The following is a 19,500-nucleotide window of genomic DNA, read 5'->3' on the forward strand; positions in this document are numbered from 1 at the left end:
GCTCAGTTCTCCTGAATCGCGGTGGTCGATACCGCGGTGATCGATTCGGCGTTCGCGGACGCCGCTTCGGGGTCGACGACCGCGAGGACGGTCCCGATGTCGACCTGCTGGCCGACGCTGACATTGAGTGCGCTCAGCACACCCGCGGCGGGCGCGGCGATGGTGTGCTCCATCTTCATCGCCTCCAGCCACAGGATCGGCTGCCCCCGCGTGACCGTGCTGCCGACCTCCGCGCCGATCCTGATGACACTGCCCGGCATCGGAGCGAGCAGCGAGCCGGTGGCCACCTGGTCCGACGGATCGCTGAAGCGCGGCAGCCTGCGCACGGCGACCGGTCCCAGCGCGGAATCGACGCACACCAGATCGTCGTAACGCGCGATGGTGAATTGCCTGCGTACCGGGCCGCGTTCGCCCGGAACCGACAGCACCACCCGCTCCGGTGTCGCCTCGATCAGTACCAGGCCGTCGTGGCCGCCCACCGTGACGGCACCGCCACGATCGAAGCGGTAGCCCACCTCGTGGATCGCACCGCCGCGCGTCTCGTAGGACTTGCGCTGCGACTGCGCGGGCAGATTGCGCCAACCGCTGGGCAGACCGCCGACCGCCCGTGCGGTGCTGCGATTGGCGGCGGCCTCGGCGAGCGCGGCCGCCACGATCGACAGTGCCTCGTCGGTCTCCGACACCAGCGGGGCCGCGAGCGCGTCCAGTCCGTGGGTGGTGAAGAACGCGGTGTCGGTATCTCCGGCGAGGAAGGCCGGGTGCCGCAGTACCCGGACGAGCAGATCGCGGTTGGTCACCAGGCCGTGGATCTGGGCGCCTCGCAGCGCGGTCGCGAGCAGTCGCGCTGCCTCGGAACGGGTTTCGCCGTAGGAGATGACCTTGGCCAGCATCGGGTCGTAGTGCACACCGACCACCGAACCGTCGACGACACCGCTGTCCAGCCGGACGCCCGGCTTCTCCAGCAGCCCGAATTCGGTGTCGACCTGTGGGATTTCGATGCGACGCAGGGTCCCGCTCTGCGGCTGCCACTCCGTCGCCGGATCCTCGGCGTAGAGCCGGACCTCTATCGAATGTCCGCGAGGCGCAGGCGCTTCGACGGGCAGCGCGCCACCGGCGGCTACCTCGAGCTGCCAGCGCACCAGATCGGTGCCGGTGGTGCATTCGGTGACCGGGTGTTCCACCTGTAGCCGGGTGTTCATCTCGAGGAAGAAGAAATCTCCCGCCTCGTCTGCCAGGAATTCCACGGTGCCCGCGCCGGTGTAGCCGATGGCTCTCGCGGCCAGCCGCGCCGCCTCGAACAGTCGCTCCCGCATCCCGTCGACCCGTTCGACCAGCGGCGACGGCGCTTCCTCGACGACCTTCTGATGACGGCGCTGGATCGAGCATTCCCGCTCGCCCACCGCCAGGATGACACCGTGCGTATCGGCCACGACCTGGACTTCGATATGCCTGCCGGTCTCCAGGTACCGCTCGCAGAACACCGTCGGATCACCGAAGGCCGATTCGGCCTCGCGCCGCGCCGCCCCGATCTGCGGTGCCAGATCGGCGAGGGCACGTACCACGCGCATACCGCGTCCGCCGCCGCCCGCCGACGCTTTGATCAGTACCGGCAACTGCGCCTCGGTGACCTCGGACGGATCCAGTTCGGACAGCACCGGCACGCCCGCCGCGTCCATCATCTTCTTGGACGCGACCTTGGAACCCATCTGCTCGATGGCCTCCACCGGCGGGCCGATCCAGGTCAACCCCGCCGCCAGCACGGCACGGGCGAATTCGGCGTTCTCCGAGAGGAATCCGTAGCCGGGATGGATGGCGTCGGCACCGGCGGCGAAGGCCGCCTCGATGATCAGGTCACCGCGCAGGTAGGTCTCACCGGGGGTGTTGCCGGGCAGGCGCACGGCGGCGTCGGCCTCGGCGACATGGGGCGCGTCGGCGTCGGCGTCGGAATACACCGCGACGGCGCCAAGACCCATGCGACGACAGGTGGCGAAGACCCGGCGCGCGATCTCGCCCCGGTTGGCGACCAGGACGCAGGTGATCTCACCCGAATCGCTGTGTGCTGCGGTCATCGTCGGCCTCACATCCGGAAGACGCCGAAACCGTCGGCGCCTTCGATCGGGGCATTGTGGATGGCCGACAGGGCCATACCCAATACCGTTCGGGTGTCGCGCGGGTCGATCACGCCGTCGTCGTAGAGCCGTCCCGACATGAACATCGGCAGAGATTCGGCCTCGATCTGCGCCTCGATCATGGCGCGCATCCCGGCGTCGGCCTCCTCGTCGAAGGGCATACCCCTGGCCTCGGTCGCCGCCCTGCCGACGATGGAGACGACGCCCGCGAGCTGCGCGGCGCCCATCACGGCGGATTTCGCACTGGGCCAGGCGAAGACGAAACGCGGATCGTAGGCCCGACCGCACATGCCGTAATGCCCCGCGCCGTAGGAGGCGCCCATCAGCAGCGAGATATGCGGCACCGTGGAATTGGAGACCGCGTTGATCATCATCGCGCCGTGTTTGATGATGCCCTTCTGCTCGAATTCCTTGCCGACCATGTAGCCGGTGGTGTTGTGCAGGAACAGCAGTGGCGTGTCCTTCTGATTCGCCAACTGGATGAATTGCGCGGCCTTCTGCGCCTCCTCGGAGAACAGCACGCCGCGCGCGTTGGCGAGGATACCCACCGGGTAGCCGTGCAATTCGGCCCATCCGGTGACCAGGCTGCTGCCGTAGAGAGGTTTGAACTCGTCGAAATCCGACCCGTCGACAACGCGGGCGATCACCTCGCGCGGATCGAAGGGGATCTTCAGATCCGACGGCACGATGCCGAGCAGTTCTTCCTGGTCGAACAGCGGCTCGATGACCTCGGCGCGCGGGCTCGGCCCCTTCTTGGTCCAGTTCAACCGCCGTACGATCGAACGGCCGATGCGAATCGCGTCCTGTTCGTCGGCGGCCAGGTAATCGGCCAGTCCCGAAACGCGCGCGTGCATCTCCGCACCGCCGAGGGATTCGTCGTCGGATTCCTCACCGGTCGCCATCTTGACCAGCGGCGGTCCACCGAGGAAGACCTTGGACCGCTCCTTGATCATGACCGTGTAATCGGACATGCCGGGAATGTAGGCCCCACCCGCGGTGGAATTGCCGAAGACCAGCGCGATCGTCGGAATACCCGCCGCCGACAGCCTGGTCAGATCGCGGAACATCCGTCCACCGGGGACGAAAACCTCTTTCTGGGTCGGCAGGTCCGCGCCGCCGGATTCGACGAGCCCGATGACCGGGAGCCGGTTCTCCATCGCGATATCGTTGATACGCAGGTTCTTTCGCAGCGTCCACGGATTGGACGTGCCGCCGCGCACGGTCGGATCGGGAGCGACGATGACGCATTCGACGCCTTCGACGATGCCGATTCCCGCGATGACGCTCGCGCCGACGTGGAATTCACTGCCCCAAGCCGCGAGCGGGCACAGTTCCAGGAACGGGGAATCCTCATCGATGAGCAGTTCGATGCGTTCGCGTGCGGTGAGTTTGCCGCGCTTGCGGTGCCTGGCGAGTTTGTCGGCGCCGCCACCGGCGATCGCCTTGGCGAATTCCGCCTCGATCTCGGTGAGTTTGGCCGTCATCGCCTCGGCCGCCGCGCCGTATTCGGGCGAGGCGCTGTCGAGGGTGCTACGCAATGCGCTCAAGACTGGTACCCCAATCGCTTTGCCGCCAATCCGGTGAGGATTTCGGTGGTGCCCCCGCCGATTCCGAGGATGCGGATATCGCGGTACTGCCGCTCCACCTCGGATTCGCGCATGTAGCCGAGTCCGCCGAAGAGTTGGACGGCCTGGTTACCGACCCATTCCGCCGCTTCGACCGCCGTGTTCTTGGCGAAGCACACCTCAGCGATCAGATCGGTCTCGCCGTCGGCGCTGCGCTCGGCCACATCCCTGGTGTACACCCGGGCCACATCGACGCGCCGCGCCATCTCGGTGACCGTGTTCTGCACGGACTGCCTGCTGATCAGCGGCCTGCCGAAGGTCTCGCGAGCACGCACCCATTCCAGGGTCAGATCGAGGCAGCGCTGCGCCTGCGAATACGCCTGCACGGCGAGGCCGACACGTTCGCTGACGAAAGCGCCCGCGATCTGGAAGAACCCGGAATTCTCCGGCCCGACCAGATTCTCCACCGGCACCCGCGCGTCCACGTAGGACAATTCGGCGGTATCGGAGGCGCGCCAGCCCATTTTGTCCAGCTTGCGGCTGACCGTGAATCCGGGCGTGCCCTTCTCCACCACGAGCAGTGAGATCCCGCCCGAACCCGGCCCGCCGGTGCGTACCGCGGTGACGACGAAATCGGCGCGGCATCCCGAGGTGATGTAGGTCTTCGCGCCGTTGACGATGTAGTGGTCCCCGTCGCGGCGCGCCGTGGTGGTCAGGTGGCCCACATCGGAGCCGCCGCCGGGTTCGGTGATGGCGAGCGAGCCGATCTTCTCCCCGGCGAGCGTGGGCCGGGCGAAACGCTCGATCAGGTCCTCGTCACCGGTGGCGATGATGTGCGGCACCGCGATACCGCAGGTGAACAGCGAGGCGAACAGTCCGCCCGAACCGCCCGCCTGGTGCAGTTCCTCGCAGACGATCATGGCGTCGATGCCGTCGCCGCCGGAACCTCCGACCGCCTCGGGGAACTGGATGCCGAGCAGTCCGAGCGCGCCCGCCTTCTTGTGCAGGTCACGGGGGATTTCGCCGTCGCGCTCCCAGTCGTCGAGGTAGGGCAGCACTTCCCGCTCCGCGAAACCCCTGACCGTGGCGCGCAATTCGCGCCGTTCGGGGGTGTTCCACGGGCTCACCACAGGCCGGCCGATCGCCGGGTCCGCGTCGAAACGCCTCGCGATATCGGATTCATGGCAGTAACTCCCAAGGGATATCGATATGCCGGGAGCGCAGCCATTCGCCGAGCCCCTTGGCCTGCGGGTCGAAACGGGCCTGATAGGCCACGCCCGCACCGAGCAGACCGGAGATGATGAAATTGACGGCGCGCAGATTGGGCAGCGCGTGCCGGGTGACGGTGAGCGAACGCGTCTCGGGCAGAAGCTCTTTCAGCCGCTCGACGGTCAGCGCGTGTACCAGCCAGCGCCACTGTTCGTCGGTGCGCACCCAGACGCCGACATTCGCGTCACCGCCCTTGTCGCCGCTGCGCGCCAACGCGATCGTGCCGAGCGGAACGCGACGGAACTCCTTCGCGGGCAAAGGTTCCGGCAACTCCGGGGTCTCGACGTCCTGGAGCGCACGGGTCTGCTCGGACGCCGCGATGTCCACGCGACTGCCATCGGGCAGCACCGCGATATGGGGCACCTCGGCGGCGTCCACATAGCCGGGCCGGTACACGCCGTACGGCGCGCCGTTTCCCGGCACGCTCGTGAAACTGCATCCCGGATAGCTGGCGAGCGCGAGTTCCACCGCGACGCCGGAGAAGGCGCGGCCGACCTTGTTCGGGTCGGGATCGCGGACCACGCAGCGCAACAGCGCGCTGGCCTGTTCCTCGGTCTCGGCGTCGGGACGGTCCAGCCTGGCGAGGGTCCACTCCAGTTCGGCGGGCCGCTCCGGCAGCCAGGATTCCAGCTGTCGTCGCGCCAGTGCCGCTTTCGCCTCGATATCGAGGCCGGTCAGGATGAATTCCATCTCATTGCGGAAACCGCCGAGGGTATTGAGCGAGACCTTCAGTCGCGGCGGCGGCGCCTCGCCGGTGACACCGCTGATCAGTACCCGGTCCGTCCCCGCCGGGGCGAGTGCGACGGTATCGAGCCGCGCGGTGACATCGGGGCCCGCGTAGCGCGCGCCCTGGATCTCGTACATCAACTGCGCCGCGACGGTGTCGACGGTGACCGCGCCGCCGGTGCCGTCGTGTTTGGTGACGACACTGCTGCCGTCCCCGCGGATCTCGGCGATCGGGAAACCCGGGCGACCGAGATCGGCGAGTTCGGTGAAGAAGGCGAAATTGCCGCCGGTGGCCTGGGTGCCGCATTCGATGACGTGTCCCGCCACCACCGCGCCCGCGAGCGCGTCGTAATCGGTTCGGCCCCAGCCGAAATGCGCCGCGGCGGGTCCGACGACGACGGAGGCGTCGGTGACCCGGCCGGTGACCACGATATCCGCGCCCGACTCCAGGCAGGTCGCGATACCCCACGCGCCGAGATAGGCGTTGGCCGTCAGCGGTGCGCCGAGGCCGAGTTCGTCGGTGCGCCCGAGCAGATCGTCACCTTCGACGTAGGCGATCCGCGCGTCGAGTCCGAGATCGGCGACCACCTTGCGCAGTTTCTCCGCCAGCCCGGCCGGATTCAGACCGCCCGCGTTGGTGACGATGCGCACCCCGCGTTCCAGCGCGAGACCGAGGCAATCCTTGATCTGGGTGACGAAGGTCTTGGCATAGCCGAGGCCGGGATCCTTCATCCGGTCCCGGCCCAGGATGAGCATGGTGAGTTCGGCGAGGTAGTCGCCGGTGAGCACATCGAGCTGCCCACCTTCGAGCATCTCCCGCATCGCACCGAGCCGATCACCGTAGAAACCGGAACAGTTGCCGATTCGGATCACATCCGGATCGGCGGCCAGCATACTCATGAGCTGGAGGCCTCCCTGTGCGGCGAACCGCCCGCACGCGGCCGCATTACCGCGCCGGAGGTGTTCGCGTTCCGATGACCAGCATCACATCCGGCACAGAAAAAATCAAGCTTGCGTGCTTGTTAAATCGGTGCGCAGTTCAGCGGCAGTTTTTCCAGGCCGGTGCCGGGCCCGCGCGCCCGCACGGGCAAGATGGGCGCCATGTCGGGCGAAGTCACCGTGATCCTGTTGCTCGCACTGTCCGGCTTTCTGCTCAGCGGCGCGTACTCGCTGTGGAAGACCACGCGCCCGCTCGCCATCGCACTCGCCGTCTGCGGAGTACTCGCGGCGGGCGGTGCGATCGTCTGGTGGCTCTGAGCCTCAGCCGCGCGACAGCCGGAATATCCGCAGATCCTCCGGCACCCCGCTCATCGGGGCCGCGAAGAAGCTGCGGCGATACGGTTTGACCCCCATCCCGAGCTGGGCCAGGGTTTCCGGCCGCAGCGCGTCCAGGGTCGCCTCCGACAGCATGGTGTGACCGTTGCCGCCCGCCTCCATCACCCGGGCCGCGATGGTGACGTCCACCCCGAGCCAATCGCCGCCGATCTCGCGCGGCGAGCCGGTGTGCAGGCCGACTCGCATCCTCGGGGTGTAGCCGCCGACCTCGACCTTCTCCAGATTGCGCTTGGCCTGGATCGCCGCACCGACCGCGCGGTCGGGCGAGTCGAATACCGCCATCACGCCGTCGCCCATCCGCTTCACGACGTGACCGCCGCGGTCGGCGATCGGCGGCTCGATGGCCTTGGCGACCCCGCGCAGCAGTTCCAGCGTCGCCCCGTCACCGGCGGACAGCGACCATTTGGAGAAAGCGACCAGGTCGGTGAACATGATAGTTATTTCTTCGCTACCTTTTCCGCGACCGACCTTCTCCAGTACCGCCTGCCAGATCTGCAACGCGCCGAAGCCGATCTCCCGGGCAGCACTCGGCGTATCGCCGACGATCCGGTCCGCCGCACGGGCCACCGCGCGCGCCCCGCCCGGACCCGAAACCGACAGCGGGTCACCGAAAGCGGGGTCGCCGGGAAGTTGTTCGCGCGCCTTGCGCAACGCGTCGATCAGATCGGGACGCTGATTCGCCGCGTTCACCAGCGTGGAGAACTGCGCGCGTCGAAAACTCTGCGTCGACCTGCGGGAATTCGGAATCTCGTCGGCAGGTGTCAAGGGAATCACTACCTCGGGCGCGATCTCGTCGCGCTCCCCCGTCTCCGGCACGGACTCCGCACCGCCGGAAGGTGTCTCGCTCACGGAGCGAGCGTAGCCCAGCCGACCGTCGGTCGGCCGATTACCGATCATCGCCACCGGACACCTCTCTATCGCACGGAGCGAGCACATCGTTGGGTCCGCCGATGGATAACGTGAAGGTTGCTGACACGATGCTACAGGCCACCCGACTCACTTAACAGTACCGCCAGTCACGGTTATCACGGAATTCACGCGCCGACGACCGTACGAAGCGAAAAAGACCGGCCCGGTGCGAAGGAGAGTTCGCACCGGGCCGGTCGCGCATCGACCACCGGGCAGTGGTGGGCGCTGCGATCGGAGTCCAGAGACCTCCCGACAAGGTCCGGACCCCGGCACCCGAGTGGCGAGGGAGTGCGACTCGGGTAGTTCCAGGAATCAGGCGTCGCGCTGATTCACGAAGTAGACGGCCGCGCCGAAGATCAGCGCGACGACGGCCGCGAAATAGAGCAGGCCACCCAACGGTCCCCAGTGCCAGGGCAGGGTGTTGTCGGCGGTACCGATGAAACGTCCCGCGTTCTGAAAAGGAAGGAACACTTTGATATTCCGGCCGGTCTCGCCGAACGCGCCGACGATCGGCTCCACCAGCACGGGCCACACGATCAACAGCGACAGCGCGCCCGCCGACTGCCGGATCAGCGCTCCTACCCCCACCGACAGGAAGACCACGAGCACCACGAAGATCGGGACCGCGTAGAACACCTTGTTGTCACCGTCGGACAGACTGAGGAAACGGCCCGCGTCGTTGCCGATCAGCGCCTTGAAGATGAAGAAGCTGACGAAGGTGAGAACCGCGGAAAGCAATGCCGCGACCACACCGATCAGTCCCGCTTTGGCGAACAGCACCGACGCCCGGTTGGGCAACGCGAGGAAGGTGGCCTTGATGGTGCCGAAACGGTACTCGCTGGTCACAGCCAGTGCCGCGAGAATCATCACCAGGATGTACCCGAATCCGGGGAATCCGTCGGCGACACCGGTGATGCCGAGTCCCGCGATCGCGTTGTCCGGATACGGATTGGTCGTCGCGGGCTGTTTACCCTCGGCGATATCCTGATTGAACTGCTCGACACCGAGTTTCAGCACCAGACTGAAAAGCACCGCGATCCCGAGCGTCGCGACCACGAACAGCGCCGAGCACCACCACGGCGACCGCGTCGAGGTGAGTTTGATCCGCTCCGCCGCCAATACGCCCATCAGAGCGCACCTCCCATCACCTGGTCGACACCCTCACCGTGGTACTGCACCGCACCGCCGGTCATCCGCATGAACGCCTCCTCCAGCGAGGCCCGCTGCGGCGACAGTTCGAACAGCGTGATGTCGTTCGCCCCCGCCAGTTTGCCCACGTCGTCGCTGCTGACATTCGCCACGATCAGCGCGGGACCTTCCTGGCCCTGGCCGTCCTCCTTGACGGTCATCCCGTTCGAGGTCAGCAGGCTGCGCAATTGGTCGAGTTGCGGACTACGCACGCGCACGGCCATTTCCGACGACCGCTCGATGAATTCCTTGGTCGTGGTGTCGGCCATCAACTGACCGCGCCCGATGACGACCAGATGTGCGGCGGTCTGCGCCATCTCCGAGAGCAGGTGGCTCGACACCAGTACCGTGCGCCCCTCGGCGGCCAGGCGCTGCATGAACCGGCGGATCCACAGGATCCCCTCCGGATCGAGGCCGTTCACCGGCTCGTCGAACAGCAGCACCTTCGGATCACCCAGCAGCGCGCCGGCCAAACCGAGCCGCTGCGACATGCCGAGCGAGAATCCGCCAGCGCTCTTCCCCGCCACCTCCGAAAGGCCGACCAGCCGCAGCACTTCCTCGACCCGGGATTTCGCGATCCCGTTCGACGCCGCCAGCCACTGTAGATGCGCGCGCGCCGAGCGATTCGGATGCACCCATTTCGCGTCCAGTAGCGCACCGACCTCGTTCAACGGGTGGTCCAGCTCCCGATACGCCTTGCCATTGATGAGCGCGACCCCCGAGGTGGGCTTGTCCAGCCCGAGGATCATCCGCATGGTCGTCGATTTACCGGCGCCGTTCGGTCCCAGAAACCCCGTCACCTGTCCAGGACGGACGGTGAAGGAGAGATCCTGAACCGCGACGGTCTGCCCGTAATGCTTGGTCAGGCCCCTCAGCTCGATCATGCCCCCAGCATTGCGCATCACACCCGCCCGAGCGTCACCAGAAGGTGTTCTCTTGGGTCATCCTCAGGGATGATAAATAGGTATCCAGGGGGGTGCATACCCGTACAAGAGTGTCCATGAACTGCGGCTTTGCACTTCTGCACACACCTGTGAACAGCTGTGTACGAACGGAATTGTGACATTTTGTTACACGCTCGGCTGTGAGCGAGTCCCGCCCGCGACGACGAGAAGGCCCGTAACCACTTCGGTTACGGGCCTTCTGGCGTCTCAGTAGTAGCGCCTCGGTTCTCGCCGTCGCGCGGGTGGCCGCGGTAGGGGTTCGGTCGGTTGTGGGTCGTCGGCCGAGGGCGGGTCGTCGTACTGCGACGGCCAGAAGATCATGGCGACGATGACCGCGACGGGCAGGCCGATCACGGCCGCGAGTCCGACGTCCACCCAACTCACCGGCGAGCCCCGCCGACCGGCGACCAGCGCCCGAACGATGCCCGCGGCGCGGCGCATTCGACATCGGCGTACGACATCAACCGGTCCAGCGTCACGACGTCCACATGAGCCGAGGAGGACAACAGCACTACTTCGAGGCCGGACGACTCGACCTGTTCGACCAGACCCAGCACGGACTCGGGGTCAGCCCAGCGCAGCGGGTAGCCGAGCTTGCGCGCCAATCGGCGCACTTGTGCCGCATCCCATTCCGGCGTCGGTGAGCACGGGGCTATCCATCCGAGCGCGTCCATTCCCCTGCCCTTCATCCCCTGCCGTTGGTAGGCACCCGCCGACGAGGACATGCGTCCGGCCGGGCGGCTCAGTGCCGACCGGGAATTCGGCTCGGCAGCGGCCAACTCGAGCATTCATCGAATCGGACAGCGGGCGAGACAAATTCGCGTCCACAAGCGTTCACAGCCGTTCACGAACCAGCGCTAGGCTGCCCATATGGGACCGGGTGCCTTGCTCCGCGCCGCCCGTGAGGCGGCAGGAATCTCGCTGCGCGCGATGGCCGAACGGACCTTCTACAGCAAGGCGTACCTATCGCTGATCGAGACCGGCCATCGCCCGGCGCCCGCAGGGGTGACCGCGGCCTATGAGCGGGTGCTCGGCGCAGACCTCGAACGGTTGACAGTGGTCGCACGCACACCCGCCAGCGTCGACGTGACCGCGCTATCCGACGTCGCCGTGATGCTCGCGGCTACCCGTCGAATCGAGGACGCAGCGGGGGCCGTAGCCGTCCTACAGGCCGCCCGCGGTATGTCCGCCATGACCGAAGCATTCGCCAAAGAGGCGCGGATAGCGGCGCGGCCTACGGCGGCGTCCATTGCCTCGGAGGTCACGCAGTACCGCGGTTGGCTCGAGCACGCGATCGGTGCCGACGTAGCCGCTCGACGAACTCTCGGAACCGCGGTGAGCCTGGCGCAGGAGGCCCGTGACCCTGACCGCCTGGCGCACAGTCTCGGGTTCCTCGGCTACGTCACGGTGAGCGAGGGCGATTATGCCGGAGTGCTCGCTCTGTCGGACGCCGCGCTGGCCGTGCGCGACGCACACCCGATCGTCACCGCGTACGGGGCGATGCGACGCGCCGAGTTGCTGGCCGCGCACGGAGAGAAGCAGGACGCCGAGCGCGCACTCGCGCTGGCCGATGCCGCAGCGGAATCAGCGGACGGGCTCGAGTCGCCAGCGTCGATGTACTGGTGGAGCAAAGGATTCGGTGCCGTGCAGCGCGGCGGGGTGCTGTCTCTGCTCGGTCGGCCGAACGAAGCTGTCGCGGAGGCCACGCACGGACTTGCGGCCATGCCTACAGAACACCTCGAAACCGAGTGGCTCGCATCCGCGCTGCGCCGTGTCGACCCGGACATGACCCCATCGGTGTGAGGCCCCGCCCCCTCGCGATGCTCGCGGTCGGGGATGGTCTCGGTGGTGAGCGGGCGCTCGAAGGCGATGACGCCAGCGCCGCCGGTCGCCACGAGGTAAGCCGTGCCCGGGGTTGCCAGTACCGAGGTCCGAAACGTGAGCGACGCCGGCGGAAGCGAGCACCGCGGCGAGCTCGATTCCGTAGCCCGCGATGATCGCTCCAGGAGATCGGAGCGTGGCTCTCGCCCGGTCCACCCGAATCGGATATCATCAAAGAAGATTTTTGTATATCGCTAGGAGGTGGATAGATGTCTCGCACACTGATAGACGTCGATGACGAGGCCCTCGCCTTGGCTGCCGAGGAATTGGGTACCGCGACGAAGGTGGCGACCATCAACGCCGCCCTGCGCGAGGTGGCCAATCGACGAGCGGTGACGAAGATGCTGGAACAGCTTCGCGAGAGCGACACCGACTTGTCGTCGGAGGGGATGAAGGGGGCGTGGCACTGAGAACGCTGTTCATGCTGGCTGACAAGTCGGCACTGGAATGGGTGCTGCGTGATCCGGTGACCGCTGCCGATTTCAATGAAACGACCAGAGCGCCGGGCGCTCTGGTCGCTGCGTGCCATCTGACCGCGCTGGAAGTCGGATACTCCGCACGGTCGCACTCCGACTATGTGGCCAAGATGGTCGGCCAGAGATCCTTGGTCTGGCTCCCCGTCGATGAGCAGGTCATGGACCGAGCTCTCTCAGTACAGGAAATTCTGGCACGCGGTGGAGCACACCGACTGCCTATACCGGATCTGATCATCGCGGCGACGGCAGAGGTCCACGGCGCCACGGTGCTTCATGTCGACAGCGACTACGAACGGATCGCACGCGTGACCGGGCAATCACATCGCAGACTCGCATCCAGCGGCACACCGAGCACCCCCTGACCCTGAGGTTCAGCCCAAACCTTGTTCAGAACCAGGATTGGGCTCGGATGCTGTTGGCGAGGTCGACGAGGGCGTAGCGGTGGGCGCGGGCGGGGGCGCCGCGGGCGAGGGCGCGCAGGCCGGATTCGGTGCCCTCGCGCAGGTCGCGTTCGGTGAAGGGGGCGCCGAAGAGGCCGGGGGTATCGGATTTCGGGATGTTGCCCGCTTCCAGCCAGGCCAGGGCGGCGCCGAGGACCAGAACTTCGAGTTGGGTCGCGCGGTGTTCTCCGGCGGGCAGGGATTCGACGCGGGCGGCTGCGATACGCAGGGTGGATTCGTCGAGATCGGCGATCGGGCCCGCGGTCAACATCAGCCAGACCGCGGTCAGGCGGGCAGAGGTGTAGTGGCGGGAGGAGGCGGGGACCTCGTCGAGTGCCGCGACCGCCTCGGGAACGTCGGCGTTGCCCGCGAGTTGGCGGGCCAGACCGAAGGCGGCGCTCACCACGGCGCGGTCGGTACGCCATACGGTGTCGTAGAACTTCTCGGCGTAGGCGCGCCACTGTTCCGGATCTTCCGAATCCCATTGTTGCAGAACCAGTTCAGCGGTGGCCGCGAGCGCGAGTTTGGGGGCTATCTCACCGGGGAGCACGCGCAGCACCTCGTCGAAGGCCGCGAAGGCGTGTTCGTAGTTCTGTTCTCGCAACTCGGCCTGGCCGACGTACCAGTCGATGCGCCAATCGGTTTCGGTCAGTCCGCGCAGCAGGTATCGGGCCTCTGCGGTGTCGCCCAGTTCCAGCCGCGCCTTCGCCTCGGCCAGTGACAATTCCAGATCCAGTGTCTCGGGGGCGTTGTCGGGATCAGCGGCGGCGCGCTCGCGGACTTCGTCCAGGGCGGACAGCGCCTGCCTCGGATCGGGCTGCACCGCGGCGGCGAGCAACAGGGCGGACGGGTCGGACGGGTCGAGCAGCGGAACGGGCAGCGCGGCGACGATATCGCTCGCGTTCATCAGCGCGCTGCGGCCGAGGCCGTCGGCGTAGGCGTCGGTCTGGGCGATGAGTTCGTCGGTGCCGAAACTTCCACGCTGTGGACTGAAGACTGTGGACAACTGTGGATGTTCGGCGCCGGTGTCCATCGCGAGGACTTCGCGCAGCACGCCCGCCAACTGCGCGGCCATGGCCCGGGCGGAGGAGAAGCGGCGACCGGGGTCCGGATCGGTCGCGGTCAACAGCAATCGGTGGAAGAACTCGTAGCGCAGCAGGGCCGGATGCCCGGACGGGTCGGGAATACGGTCGGCGTAGCGGCCGTGCTCCATCGGCATGTTCAGGCTGAGCACGGCGAGCATTCGTCCGACCGTGTAGATATCGGAGGCGACCGTCGGGCCGGTCTTCCCGATCTCGGGAGCCTGGAAACCTTTGGTGCCGTACAGATTTCCGTAGGCCTCGATGGTCGCGACCGCGCCCAGGTCGATCAGTTTCACCTGATCCTCGGTCACCATCACGTTATCGGGCTTGAGATCGTTGTAGGTGAGGCCGATGGAATGCAGATATTCCAGCGCGGGAAGGATTTCCAGCACGTAGGCGATGGCCTCGGCCACCGGCATCCGATCCGGTTTGCGATAGGTGTCGAGGATCGTCCGCAGCGAGCGTCCGCCGACGTATTCCATGACGATGAACCCGACGGGCGTGCCGTCCGGTGTCGCGTGTTCGACGAAATTGTGGATCTTGACGATGCTGGGATGGGCCACCTCGGCGAGAAACTGACGTTCGGCGACCGCGACGGCCTGCGCCTCGGCGTCCCCCGCGTGCAACAAGCCTTTGAGGACGACCCAGCGGTCGCTCACATTGTGGTCGATCGCCAGATAGATCCAGCCGAGACCGCCGTGGGCGATACAGCCCTGGATCTCGTACTGTCCCGACACCATATCGCCCGGCCGCAGCGAAGGACGGAAATCATAAGGGGCCTGGCAGTTCTCGCAGATGCCGACGGTACTTGCGGGATGGGCGGCGGTAGTCCGTCCCACCGGATTGCCGCAACGCCAGCAGAAACGTTTGCCCTCCGCGACCACGGGATCGGCGAGGACCGCGGTCAAGGGGTCGGCGGGTGCGACGGCGGGAATCGTCACCAGGCCCGCACCGAGCCTGCGGACCGTCGGGCGCGATCTGGCGGTGCGGACGCTGCGGCCCGAGGTACGCAGGGCCGCACCGGAATCGGCGGTGGGGACCCCCTCGGTGGGAACGGACGGAGGGACGGCACCCGGGTCGGTCTCCGCCGATCCCTCCCGACCCTGCGGTGCGACAGCGGCCCCGAAGACCGCGACGGTGGGCTGTGCGGGGTCATTCGATGACGCGGCTTCCGGCTCTCGGGCCGCGGCGACCGTGTGCTGCTGTTCCTCCCCGGAAGCCACAGATCCGAACCCGGTGGCACCGGACGCCACGGTGCCCCGCCGACGATCGTCCGAGGACACGGTGCCCTGCCCGGCGACATCGGAGAACGCCACGGTGCCCCGCTCCTCCGCACCGGCCGGTTCCGCAGCCGACCTCTGGACCGCCACGGTGGCGTTCGGATCACCCGGCTCGGCCCAGAATCCGAGGTAGAGCGGTTGCGTCGCTTCCGCCGGATCCGGGAATTCCTGCTCGGCGGCGGTTTCCGGCTCCGGAGTCGAATCCATGTGTCCGGCGACGACGTCGGACCAGCGGATGGTCGGGACGGCGTGTTCGGACTCGTCGCGGCTCTCGCCGGGGTCAGGCAGGTCGGGTCGCTGTTCGCTCATCACCGTTCAGTCCTGATACGCGGGGGCGGGTGGGCCGGGGACGTCGCCGAGGACCGAGAGCCAGCGCCGGTAGAGCCGATCCCAGGTGCCGTCGTTGCGGATCCGTTCCAGTGTGCCGTTCACGAAACGCACCAGATCGTCGGCGCCCTTGGGAATTCCGATGCCGTAGGGTTCTGCGCTGAAACTCGCGCCGACCAGTTCGGTGTAGGGGTCCTGGGCGGCGAGGCCCGCCAGGATCGCGTCGTCGGTGCTGACCGCGTCGACCTGGCGCTGCTGGAGGACGACCAGGCAGTCGGCCCAGGTCGGCACGGTGAGGATGGTGGCGGCGGGCTGTTCGCGGCGGATCCGGTCGAGCGAGGTGGTGCCGCGCACGACGCACACCCGTTTGCCCGCGAGGTCGGCGAGGCCGCCGATTCCGGAATTCTTCATCGCGAGCACCCGCTGACCGGCCTTCAGGTACACGGTGGAGAATTCCACGCGCTGACGCCGCTCGCAGGTGATGGTCATGGTCTTGGCGACGATATCCACGCTGTGGTTCTGGAGGGCGCCTTCGCGTTCGGCCGATCCGAGACTGCGGTACTCGATCAGATCCGGGCTGCCGAGCAGGTCGCGGGCGACCTCGCGCGCGATATCGGCGTCGAAGCCGACGATGGCGCCGGTGAGCGGATCGCGGAAGCTGAAAAGGTTACTGCCCGCGTCCAATCCGACGACGAGGCGACCGCGGGCGCGAATGGCGTCCAGGGTCGCGCCGCGCTCCGAACCGTTGGGACGCAGACTCGCGGTCGGGTCGGTGCACGGGATATCGGGCGTGGGCGGCAGCGGCATATCCGTCAGCACCGGAACGGCGTCGGCGGGCAGCGGGGGTTCGGTGTAGTCGCCGGAGCGGCCGGGCGAGTCGGGCGCGTTGCCCGCGCAGCCGCTCACCAGCGCGGCCACGGCGAGGGCGGCCAGCAGGCCGCGCACCCGCTTCACCGGTACTCCCGCAGTCGCGGCCACAGGCCGATCAGCACGTAGCCCGCGGCGGCTATGCCGAGCACCTGCGCGCCGGGCGCGAGGAAACCCAGAATTCCGGTGGCACGGGAGATGTTGGCGCGCAACGTATTCCTCGTCTCGGTGATTCCGTCGTCGAGTGCGCGATCGAGTGCGGCGACCTGCGCGGCGGCGTCGGCGGCGCCGGGACCGGTCGCGACCGCGGCCGCACCCTGGAAATCACCGCGTGCCAACGTCTCGTTCATGCGCTGATGGGCCGCGCGCCAGCGATCGAGTGCGGCGCGGGCGTCGCGTACGTCGTCGGCGGCGGGCGCGTCACCCGGATATCCGACGAGGAGTTCCTCCAGCCGGGCCGTGCCGATGTCGTAGACGCGGTCGTAGTCGCCGGTCGCGTCGCGGCGCACCAATTTCAGGGTTTCGGCCGAACGGGCCTGCTGGGTCAGGATGCGACTCTCGGCCAGCCGGGAGGAGGGCACCGCGCCGTCGTCTCGGCCGTGGATCATCGCCGCCGCCGAGACCGAACCGGCGATCACGGTCCACGCCAACAGGATCAGCATCGCCCCGGAGGAGAGCAGCAGTCCGGCGTTGAACGTCCGATGCCACCGCGTAGCCACATCGACCTGCGCCCATACCAATACGCCCGAGGCGAGGACGAGGAACACGATCGCCGTCCACGGCGGGCGCACGTGATGACGCTGGGCGGCGTCGACCGCGTCGGAGCGATGGTCGTGGAGTTCCTCGGCCATCGGCAGCAGCGTCGTCTGCATCTGATTGGACGCTTCGCTCAGATATGCCGCGCCGACCGGGTTTCCGATGCGGTTGTTGGTGCGGGCGGTCTCGATGAGGCCGGTGTAGACGGGCAGGCCGGTCGCGATTCCGGTCCGCAGCCGGACGTCGGCGGAGGTGTCGGAGATCGCGCCCGCGGCGTGGCCGGACTGGGTGATCAGTTCCGCGGCGGCCTCGCCGACGGCCTGTGAGTACCTGTCGCGCACCACTTCCGGCTCGACCCCGCCCGCGATGAAGGCCGTGCTCGCGGCGGCGTCGGCGATCGACAGGGTCGTGTAGAGGCGATGGGCGGAATGGGCGTCGGGTTCGGTGTCGTCGAGCAGCACCGCGAGCGACTGCTGGCGCTCACCGACCGCCCCCGCCGTGAGGACCCCCGCGGCGAGGCACAATCCGATCAGGAGCAATCCCAGGGCAATCAGGCGAGCGGGTGAGGACCGCGCGAAGGATCGTAGGTCGACGGTGTCCAGCTGTCGGCGCAGCGCCACCGCCTGCGGCCCACCGAAGTGCTTGCGCGCCGGTTCGGCACCGACCGACGGTGGCCGCGAGGCCGCCGGTTGCTCGGTCCGAGCCATGTGCACCTCCGGGTCCGCGCCCCATGTGGACGCCTGCGTCGCAGTTTATTGTTGTTCTACCGGTGCCGCGGCGTGTGAGACACCCCCGGGTAGGCAGTGCGGTGGAACACGGCAGCGGCTGGATGAGGATGGATAGCGATGCGTGGTGACGGTGACGGATGGTCGCGGGACCCGGACGGCAAACGGTACTGGGGCCGATACGGCGCTGCCGGATTGTTGCTGCGGGCCCCGCTCGACGGCGGCGGTGTGGCGGTACTGCTCCAGCACCGCGCCCCGTGGAGCCATCAGGGCGGCACCTGGGCACTGCCCGGCGGCGCGCTCGACAGTCACGAGACGCCGATGAAGGCCGCCGTCCGCGAGGCATGGGAAGAGGCGGGCATCGAGCCGGATGTGGTCAGGGTGCGCGGCGAGCGCGTGACGGCGATGGCGCCGGGCGGCTGGATCTACACCACGGTCGTCGCCGACACCACGACAACCCTGTCCACCAGCCTCAACCGGGAGAGCACGGCGTTGGCCTGGGTGCCGGAGGACGAGGTCGCCGACCGGCCGCTGCACCCCGGTTTCGCGACCGCCTGGCCCACGCTGCGTGCCGCGCCCGCCCGCGTATGCCTGGACGGTTACGCGGACGCCGTCACCCTCGCGAGCGCCCTCCCGCGCGTCGTGGATCTGGCCGAACAGGGCTTCGTCTGGCTGCATTCGGATCCGGACGGACCCGGCGCCCACGCCGAGATCGTGGACGGGGTTGCTGCCGAGGTGTCCGTGATCGGCGGTGCGGCGCCCGATTCGTCCGAGAGTGCGGGATCTGCGCTGTCGCTGACACGCGAACAAGTGCTGTCCTGAGCGACGCCGTGTCGGCCGTGTCCGCGTCGACACGGCGGTGCCTCTGCCTCCGGCGACATCGAACGGGGACACCGAGGGATTCAGGCGTTCTCCAGCAGCGCGATCTTCAGTTCACGGGCCGCGGCCTCCGGATCACGTGCCTCGGTGATGGCCCGCACGACCACGATCCGGTCCGCGCCCGCTTCCAGTAGTTCGGGCAGTCGTCCGGCGTCGATCCCGCCGATGGCGAACCAGGGCCGGGTCGGATGCGCGTCGGCCGTGGAGCGGATCAGGTCGAGACTCGCGGGCTGACGGCCGGGCTTGGTGGGCGTCGCCCAGACCGGCCCTGTGCAGAAGTAGTCGATGTGGTCGTCGATGGCGGCCAGTCCGGCCTGGTTCCTGTTGTGGGTCGAGCGCCCGATCACCACATCCGGCCCCACGATGCGGCGGGCGTAGTAGGGCGGCAGATCCCCCTGACCGAGATGCAGTACGTCCGCGCCCGCGGCCAGCGCGATATCGGCGCGATCGTTCACCGCGACCAGTCCGCCGTGCCTGCGCGCGGCCGATTTCAATTCCGCCAGCGCGCCGAGTTCGGCCTTGGCCTCCAGCGGCCCGAATTTCGCCTCACCGGGCGAACCCTTGTCGCGCAACTGGATGATGTCGACGCCGCCCGCGAACGCCGCTTCGGCGAACTTGGCCAGATCACCCCGGTCCCGCCGCGCGTCCGTGCAGAGATAGAGCCGCGCGGACGCCAGACGTTCCCTCGGCGGCAAGGGTCGGTTGGGGTGGGAGGGTTGCAC

The 19,500-nt window shown here is 67.7% G+C and carries 18 protein-coding genes; 5 read left to right on the top strand and 13 right to left on the bottom strand.

Going from position 1 to position 19,500, the window contains the following annotated elements; translation table 11 throughout:
- Positions 1 to 2 precede the first annotated feature (2 nt).
- The 4 genes from OG225_RS31980 to OG225_RS31995 are packed head-to-tail and all read right to left on the bottom strand — an operon-like array spanning position 3 to position 6,589.
- Complete coding sequence (locus tag OG225_RS31980) at positions 3 to 2,069, bottom strand: acetyl/propionyl/methylcrotonyl-CoA carboxylase subunit alpha (protein ID WP_405178577.1); 2,067 nt, start codon at positions 2,067 to 2,069, stop codon at positions 3 to 5.
- An 8-nt stretch (positions 2,070 to 2,077) separates the two neighbouring features.
- Positions 2,078 to 3,676: an acyl-CoA carboxylase subunit beta gene (locus OG225_RS31985; RefSeq protein ID WP_405178578.1), complete on the bottom strand. Its 1,599-nt coding sequence runs from the start codon at positions 3,674 to 3,676 to the stop codon at positions 2,078 to 2,080.
- Positions 3,673 to 4,821 carry an acyl-CoA dehydrogenase family protein gene (locus tag OG225_RS31990; RefSeq protein ID WP_405183435.1) on the bottom strand — a complete coding sequence of 383 codons (1,149 nt, stop codon included), beginning with the start codon at positions 4,819 to 4,821 and terminating at the stop codon, positions 3,673 to 3,675. Before OG225_RS31990 ends, OG225_RS31985 begins: the two co-directional genes overlap by 4 nt.
- Positions 4,822 to 4,873: 52 nt before the next feature.
- Positions 4,874 to 6,589 carry an acyclic terpene utilization AtuA family protein gene (locus OG225_RS31995; protein WP_405178579.1) on the bottom strand — a complete coding sequence of 572 codons (1,716 nt, stop codon included), beginning with the start codon at positions 6,587 to 6,589 and terminating at the stop codon, positions 4,874 to 4,876.
- A gap of 201 nt (positions 6,590 to 6,790) precedes the next feature.
- Between OG225_RS31995 and OG225_RS32000 the strand changes: the two genes are divergently transcribed.
- Positions 6,791 to 6,946 (top strand): hypothetical protein, encoded by a 156-nt coding sequence (locus OG225_RS32000; protein WP_405178580.1) that lies wholly within the window; start codon positions 6,791 to 6,793, stop codon positions 6,944 to 6,946.
- Positions 6,947 to 6,949: 3 nt separating this feature from the next.
- On the opposite strand, the gene OG225_RS32005 is transcribed toward OG225_RS32000, so the two are convergent.
- The 5 genes from OG225_RS32005 to OG225_RS32025 all read right to left on the bottom strand — a co-directional run bounded on the left by OG225_RS32005 (position 6,950) and on the right by OG225_RS32025 (position 10,853).
- Positions 6,950 to 7,717 (bottom strand): adenylate/guanylate cyclase domain-containing protein, encoded by a 768-nt coding sequence (locus OG225_RS32005; RefSeq protein WP_405183436.1) that lies wholly within the window; start codon positions 7,715 to 7,717, stop codon positions 6,950 to 6,952.
- Positions 7,718 to 8,245: 528 nt separating this feature from the next.
- Positions 8,246 to 9,061 (bottom strand): ABC transporter permease, encoded by an 816-nt coding sequence (locus tag OG225_RS32010; RefSeq protein ID WP_405178581.1) that lies wholly within the window; start codon positions 9,059 to 9,061, stop codon positions 8,246 to 8,248.
- Positions 9,061 to 10,005: an ATP-binding cassette domain-containing protein gene (locus tag OG225_RS32015; protein WP_405178582.1), complete on the bottom strand. Its 945-nt coding sequence runs from the start codon at positions 10,003 to 10,005 to the stop codon at positions 9,061 to 9,063. Before OG225_RS32015 ends, OG225_RS32010 begins: the two co-directional genes overlap by 1 nt.
- A gap of 267 nt (positions 10,006 to 10,272) precedes the next feature.
- Entirely contained in the window at positions 10,273 to 10,449 is a 177-nt protein-coding gene (locus tag OG225_RS32020; protein WP_405178583.1) for a hypothetical protein, read from the bottom strand.
- Positions 10,446 to 10,853: a hypothetical protein gene (locus OG225_RS32025; RefSeq protein ID WP_405178584.1), complete on the bottom strand. Its 408-nt coding sequence runs from the start codon at positions 10,851 to 10,853 to the stop codon at positions 10,446 to 10,448. Before OG225_RS32025 ends, OG225_RS32020 begins: the two co-directional genes overlap by 4 nt.
- 82 nt (positions 10,854 to 10,935) lie before the next feature.
- Between OG225_RS32025 and OG225_RS32030 the strand changes: the two genes are divergently transcribed.
- The 3 genes from OG225_RS32030 to OG225_RS32040 all read left to right on the top strand — a co-directional run bounded on the left by OG225_RS32030 (position 10,936) and on the right by OG225_RS32040 (position 12,784).
- A complete protein-coding gene (locus tag OG225_RS32030) occupies positions 10,936 to 11,868 on the top strand; it encodes a helix-turn-helix domain-containing protein (RefSeq protein ID WP_405178585.1) in 933 nt (310 codons plus the stop codon).
- A gap of 287 nt (positions 11,869 to 12,155) precedes the next feature.
- Positions 12,156 to 12,356, top strand: coding sequence for a type II toxin-antitoxin system VapB family antitoxin (locus tag OG225_RS32035; RefSeq protein WP_405178586.1), 201 nt, complete (start codon positions 12,156 to 12,158; stop codon positions 12,354 to 12,356).
- Positions 12,347 to 12,784, top strand: a complete 438-nt coding sequence (locus OG225_RS32040) for a PIN domain nuclease (protein ID WP_405178587.1) — start codon at positions 12,347 to 12,349, stop codon at positions 12,782 to 12,784. The genes OG225_RS32035 and OG225_RS32040 overlap by 10 nt, the downstream gene beginning before the upstream one ends.
- A 25-nt stretch (positions 12,785 to 12,809) precedes the next feature.
- Here the strand turns inward: OG225_RS32040 and OG225_RS32045 are convergent, their stop codons facing one another.
- Genes OG225_RS32045 through OG225_RS32055 form a run of 3 tightly spaced genes read right to left on the bottom strand, consistent with a single transcriptional unit; the run spans position 12,810 to position 17,881 of the window.
- Positions 12,810 to 15,533, bottom strand: coding sequence for a tetratricopeptide repeat protein (locus OG225_RS32045; RefSeq protein ID WP_405178588.1), 2,724 nt, complete (start codon positions 15,531 to 15,533; stop codon positions 12,810 to 12,812).
- A gap of 6 nt (positions 15,534 to 15,539) precedes the next feature.
- Positions 15,540 to 16,505: a glutamate ABC transporter substrate-binding protein gene (locus OG225_RS32050; protein ID WP_405178589.1), complete on the bottom strand. Its 966-nt coding sequence runs from the start codon at positions 16,503 to 16,505 to the stop codon at positions 15,540 to 15,542.
- Positions 16,502 to 17,881, bottom strand: a complete 1,380-nt coding sequence (locus OG225_RS32055; protein WP_405178590.1) for a hypothetical protein — start codon at positions 17,879 to 17,881, stop codon at positions 16,502 to 16,504. The genes OG225_RS32050 and OG225_RS32055 overlap by 4 nt, the downstream gene beginning before the upstream one ends.
- Before the next feature lie 138 nt (positions 17,882 to 18,019).
- On the opposite strand from OG225_RS32055, the gene OG225_RS32060 reads away from it, so the two are divergent.
- Positions 18,020 to 18,721, top strand: a complete 702-nt coding sequence (locus tag OG225_RS32060) for an NUDIX domain-containing protein (RefSeq protein WP_405178591.1) — start codon at positions 18,020 to 18,022, stop codon at positions 18,719 to 18,721.
- Between the two features lie 80 nt (positions 18,722 to 18,801).
- Here the strand turns inward: OG225_RS32060 and thiE are convergent, their stop codons facing one another.
- The gene (thiE, locus tag OG225_RS32065; protein WP_405178592.1) at positions 18,802 to 19,500 is read right to left on the bottom strand and encodes a thiamine phosphate synthase; all 699 of its coding nucleotides are present in this window, start codon (positions 19,498 to 19,500) and stop codon (positions 18,802 to 18,804) included.

It is taken from the genome of Nocardia sp. NBC_01377, from assembly GCF_045040005.1.
Classification (GTDB): domain Bacteria; phylum Actinomycetota; class Actinomycetes; order Mycobacteriales; family Mycobacteriaceae; genus Nocardia; species Nocardia noduli.

Coding starts and splice junctions, on each gene's coding strand:
- OG225_RS31980 (WP_405178577.1), bottom strand. CDS start 2,069: ATGACCGCAGCACACAGCGATTCGGGTGAGATCACCTGCGTCCTGGTC.
- OG225_RS31995 (WP_405178579.1), bottom strand. CDS start 6,589: ATGAGTATGCTGGCCGCCGATCCGGATGTGATCCGAATCGGCAACTGT.
- OG225_RS32000 (WP_405178580.1), top strand. CDS start 6,791: ATGTCGGGCGAAGTCACCGTGATCCTGTTGCTCGCACTGTCCGGCTTT.
- OG225_RS32010 (WP_405178581.1), bottom strand. CDS start 9,061: ATGGGCGTATTGGCGGCGGAGCGGATCAAACTCACCTCGACGCGGTCG.
- OG225_RS32015 (WP_405178582.1), bottom strand. CDS start 10,005: ATGATCGAGCTGAGGGGCCTGACCAAGCATTACGGGCAGACCGTCGCG.
- OG225_RS32025 (WP_405178584.1), bottom strand. CDS start 10,853: ATGCTCGAGTTGGCCGCTGCCGAGCCGAATTCCCGGTCGGCACTGAGC.
- OG225_RS32030 (WP_405178585.1), top strand. CDS start 10,936: ATGGGACCGGGTGCCTTGCTCCGCGCCGCCCGTGAGGCGGCAGGAATC.
- OG225_RS32035 (WP_405178586.1), top strand. CDS start 12,156: ATGTCTCGCACACTGATAGACGTCGATGACGAGGCCCTCGCCTTGGCT.
- OG225_RS32045 (WP_405178588.1), bottom strand. CDS start 15,533: ATGAGCGAACAGCGACCCGACCTGCCTGACCCCGGCGAGAGCCGCGAC.
- OG225_RS32055 (WP_405178590.1), bottom strand. CDS start 17,881: ATGGCTCGGACCGAGCAACCGGCGGCCTCGCGGCCACCGTCGGTCGGT.
- OG225_RS32060 (WP_405178591.1), top strand. CDS start 18,020: ATGCGTGGTGACGGTGACGGATGGTCGCGGGACCCGGACGGCAAACGG.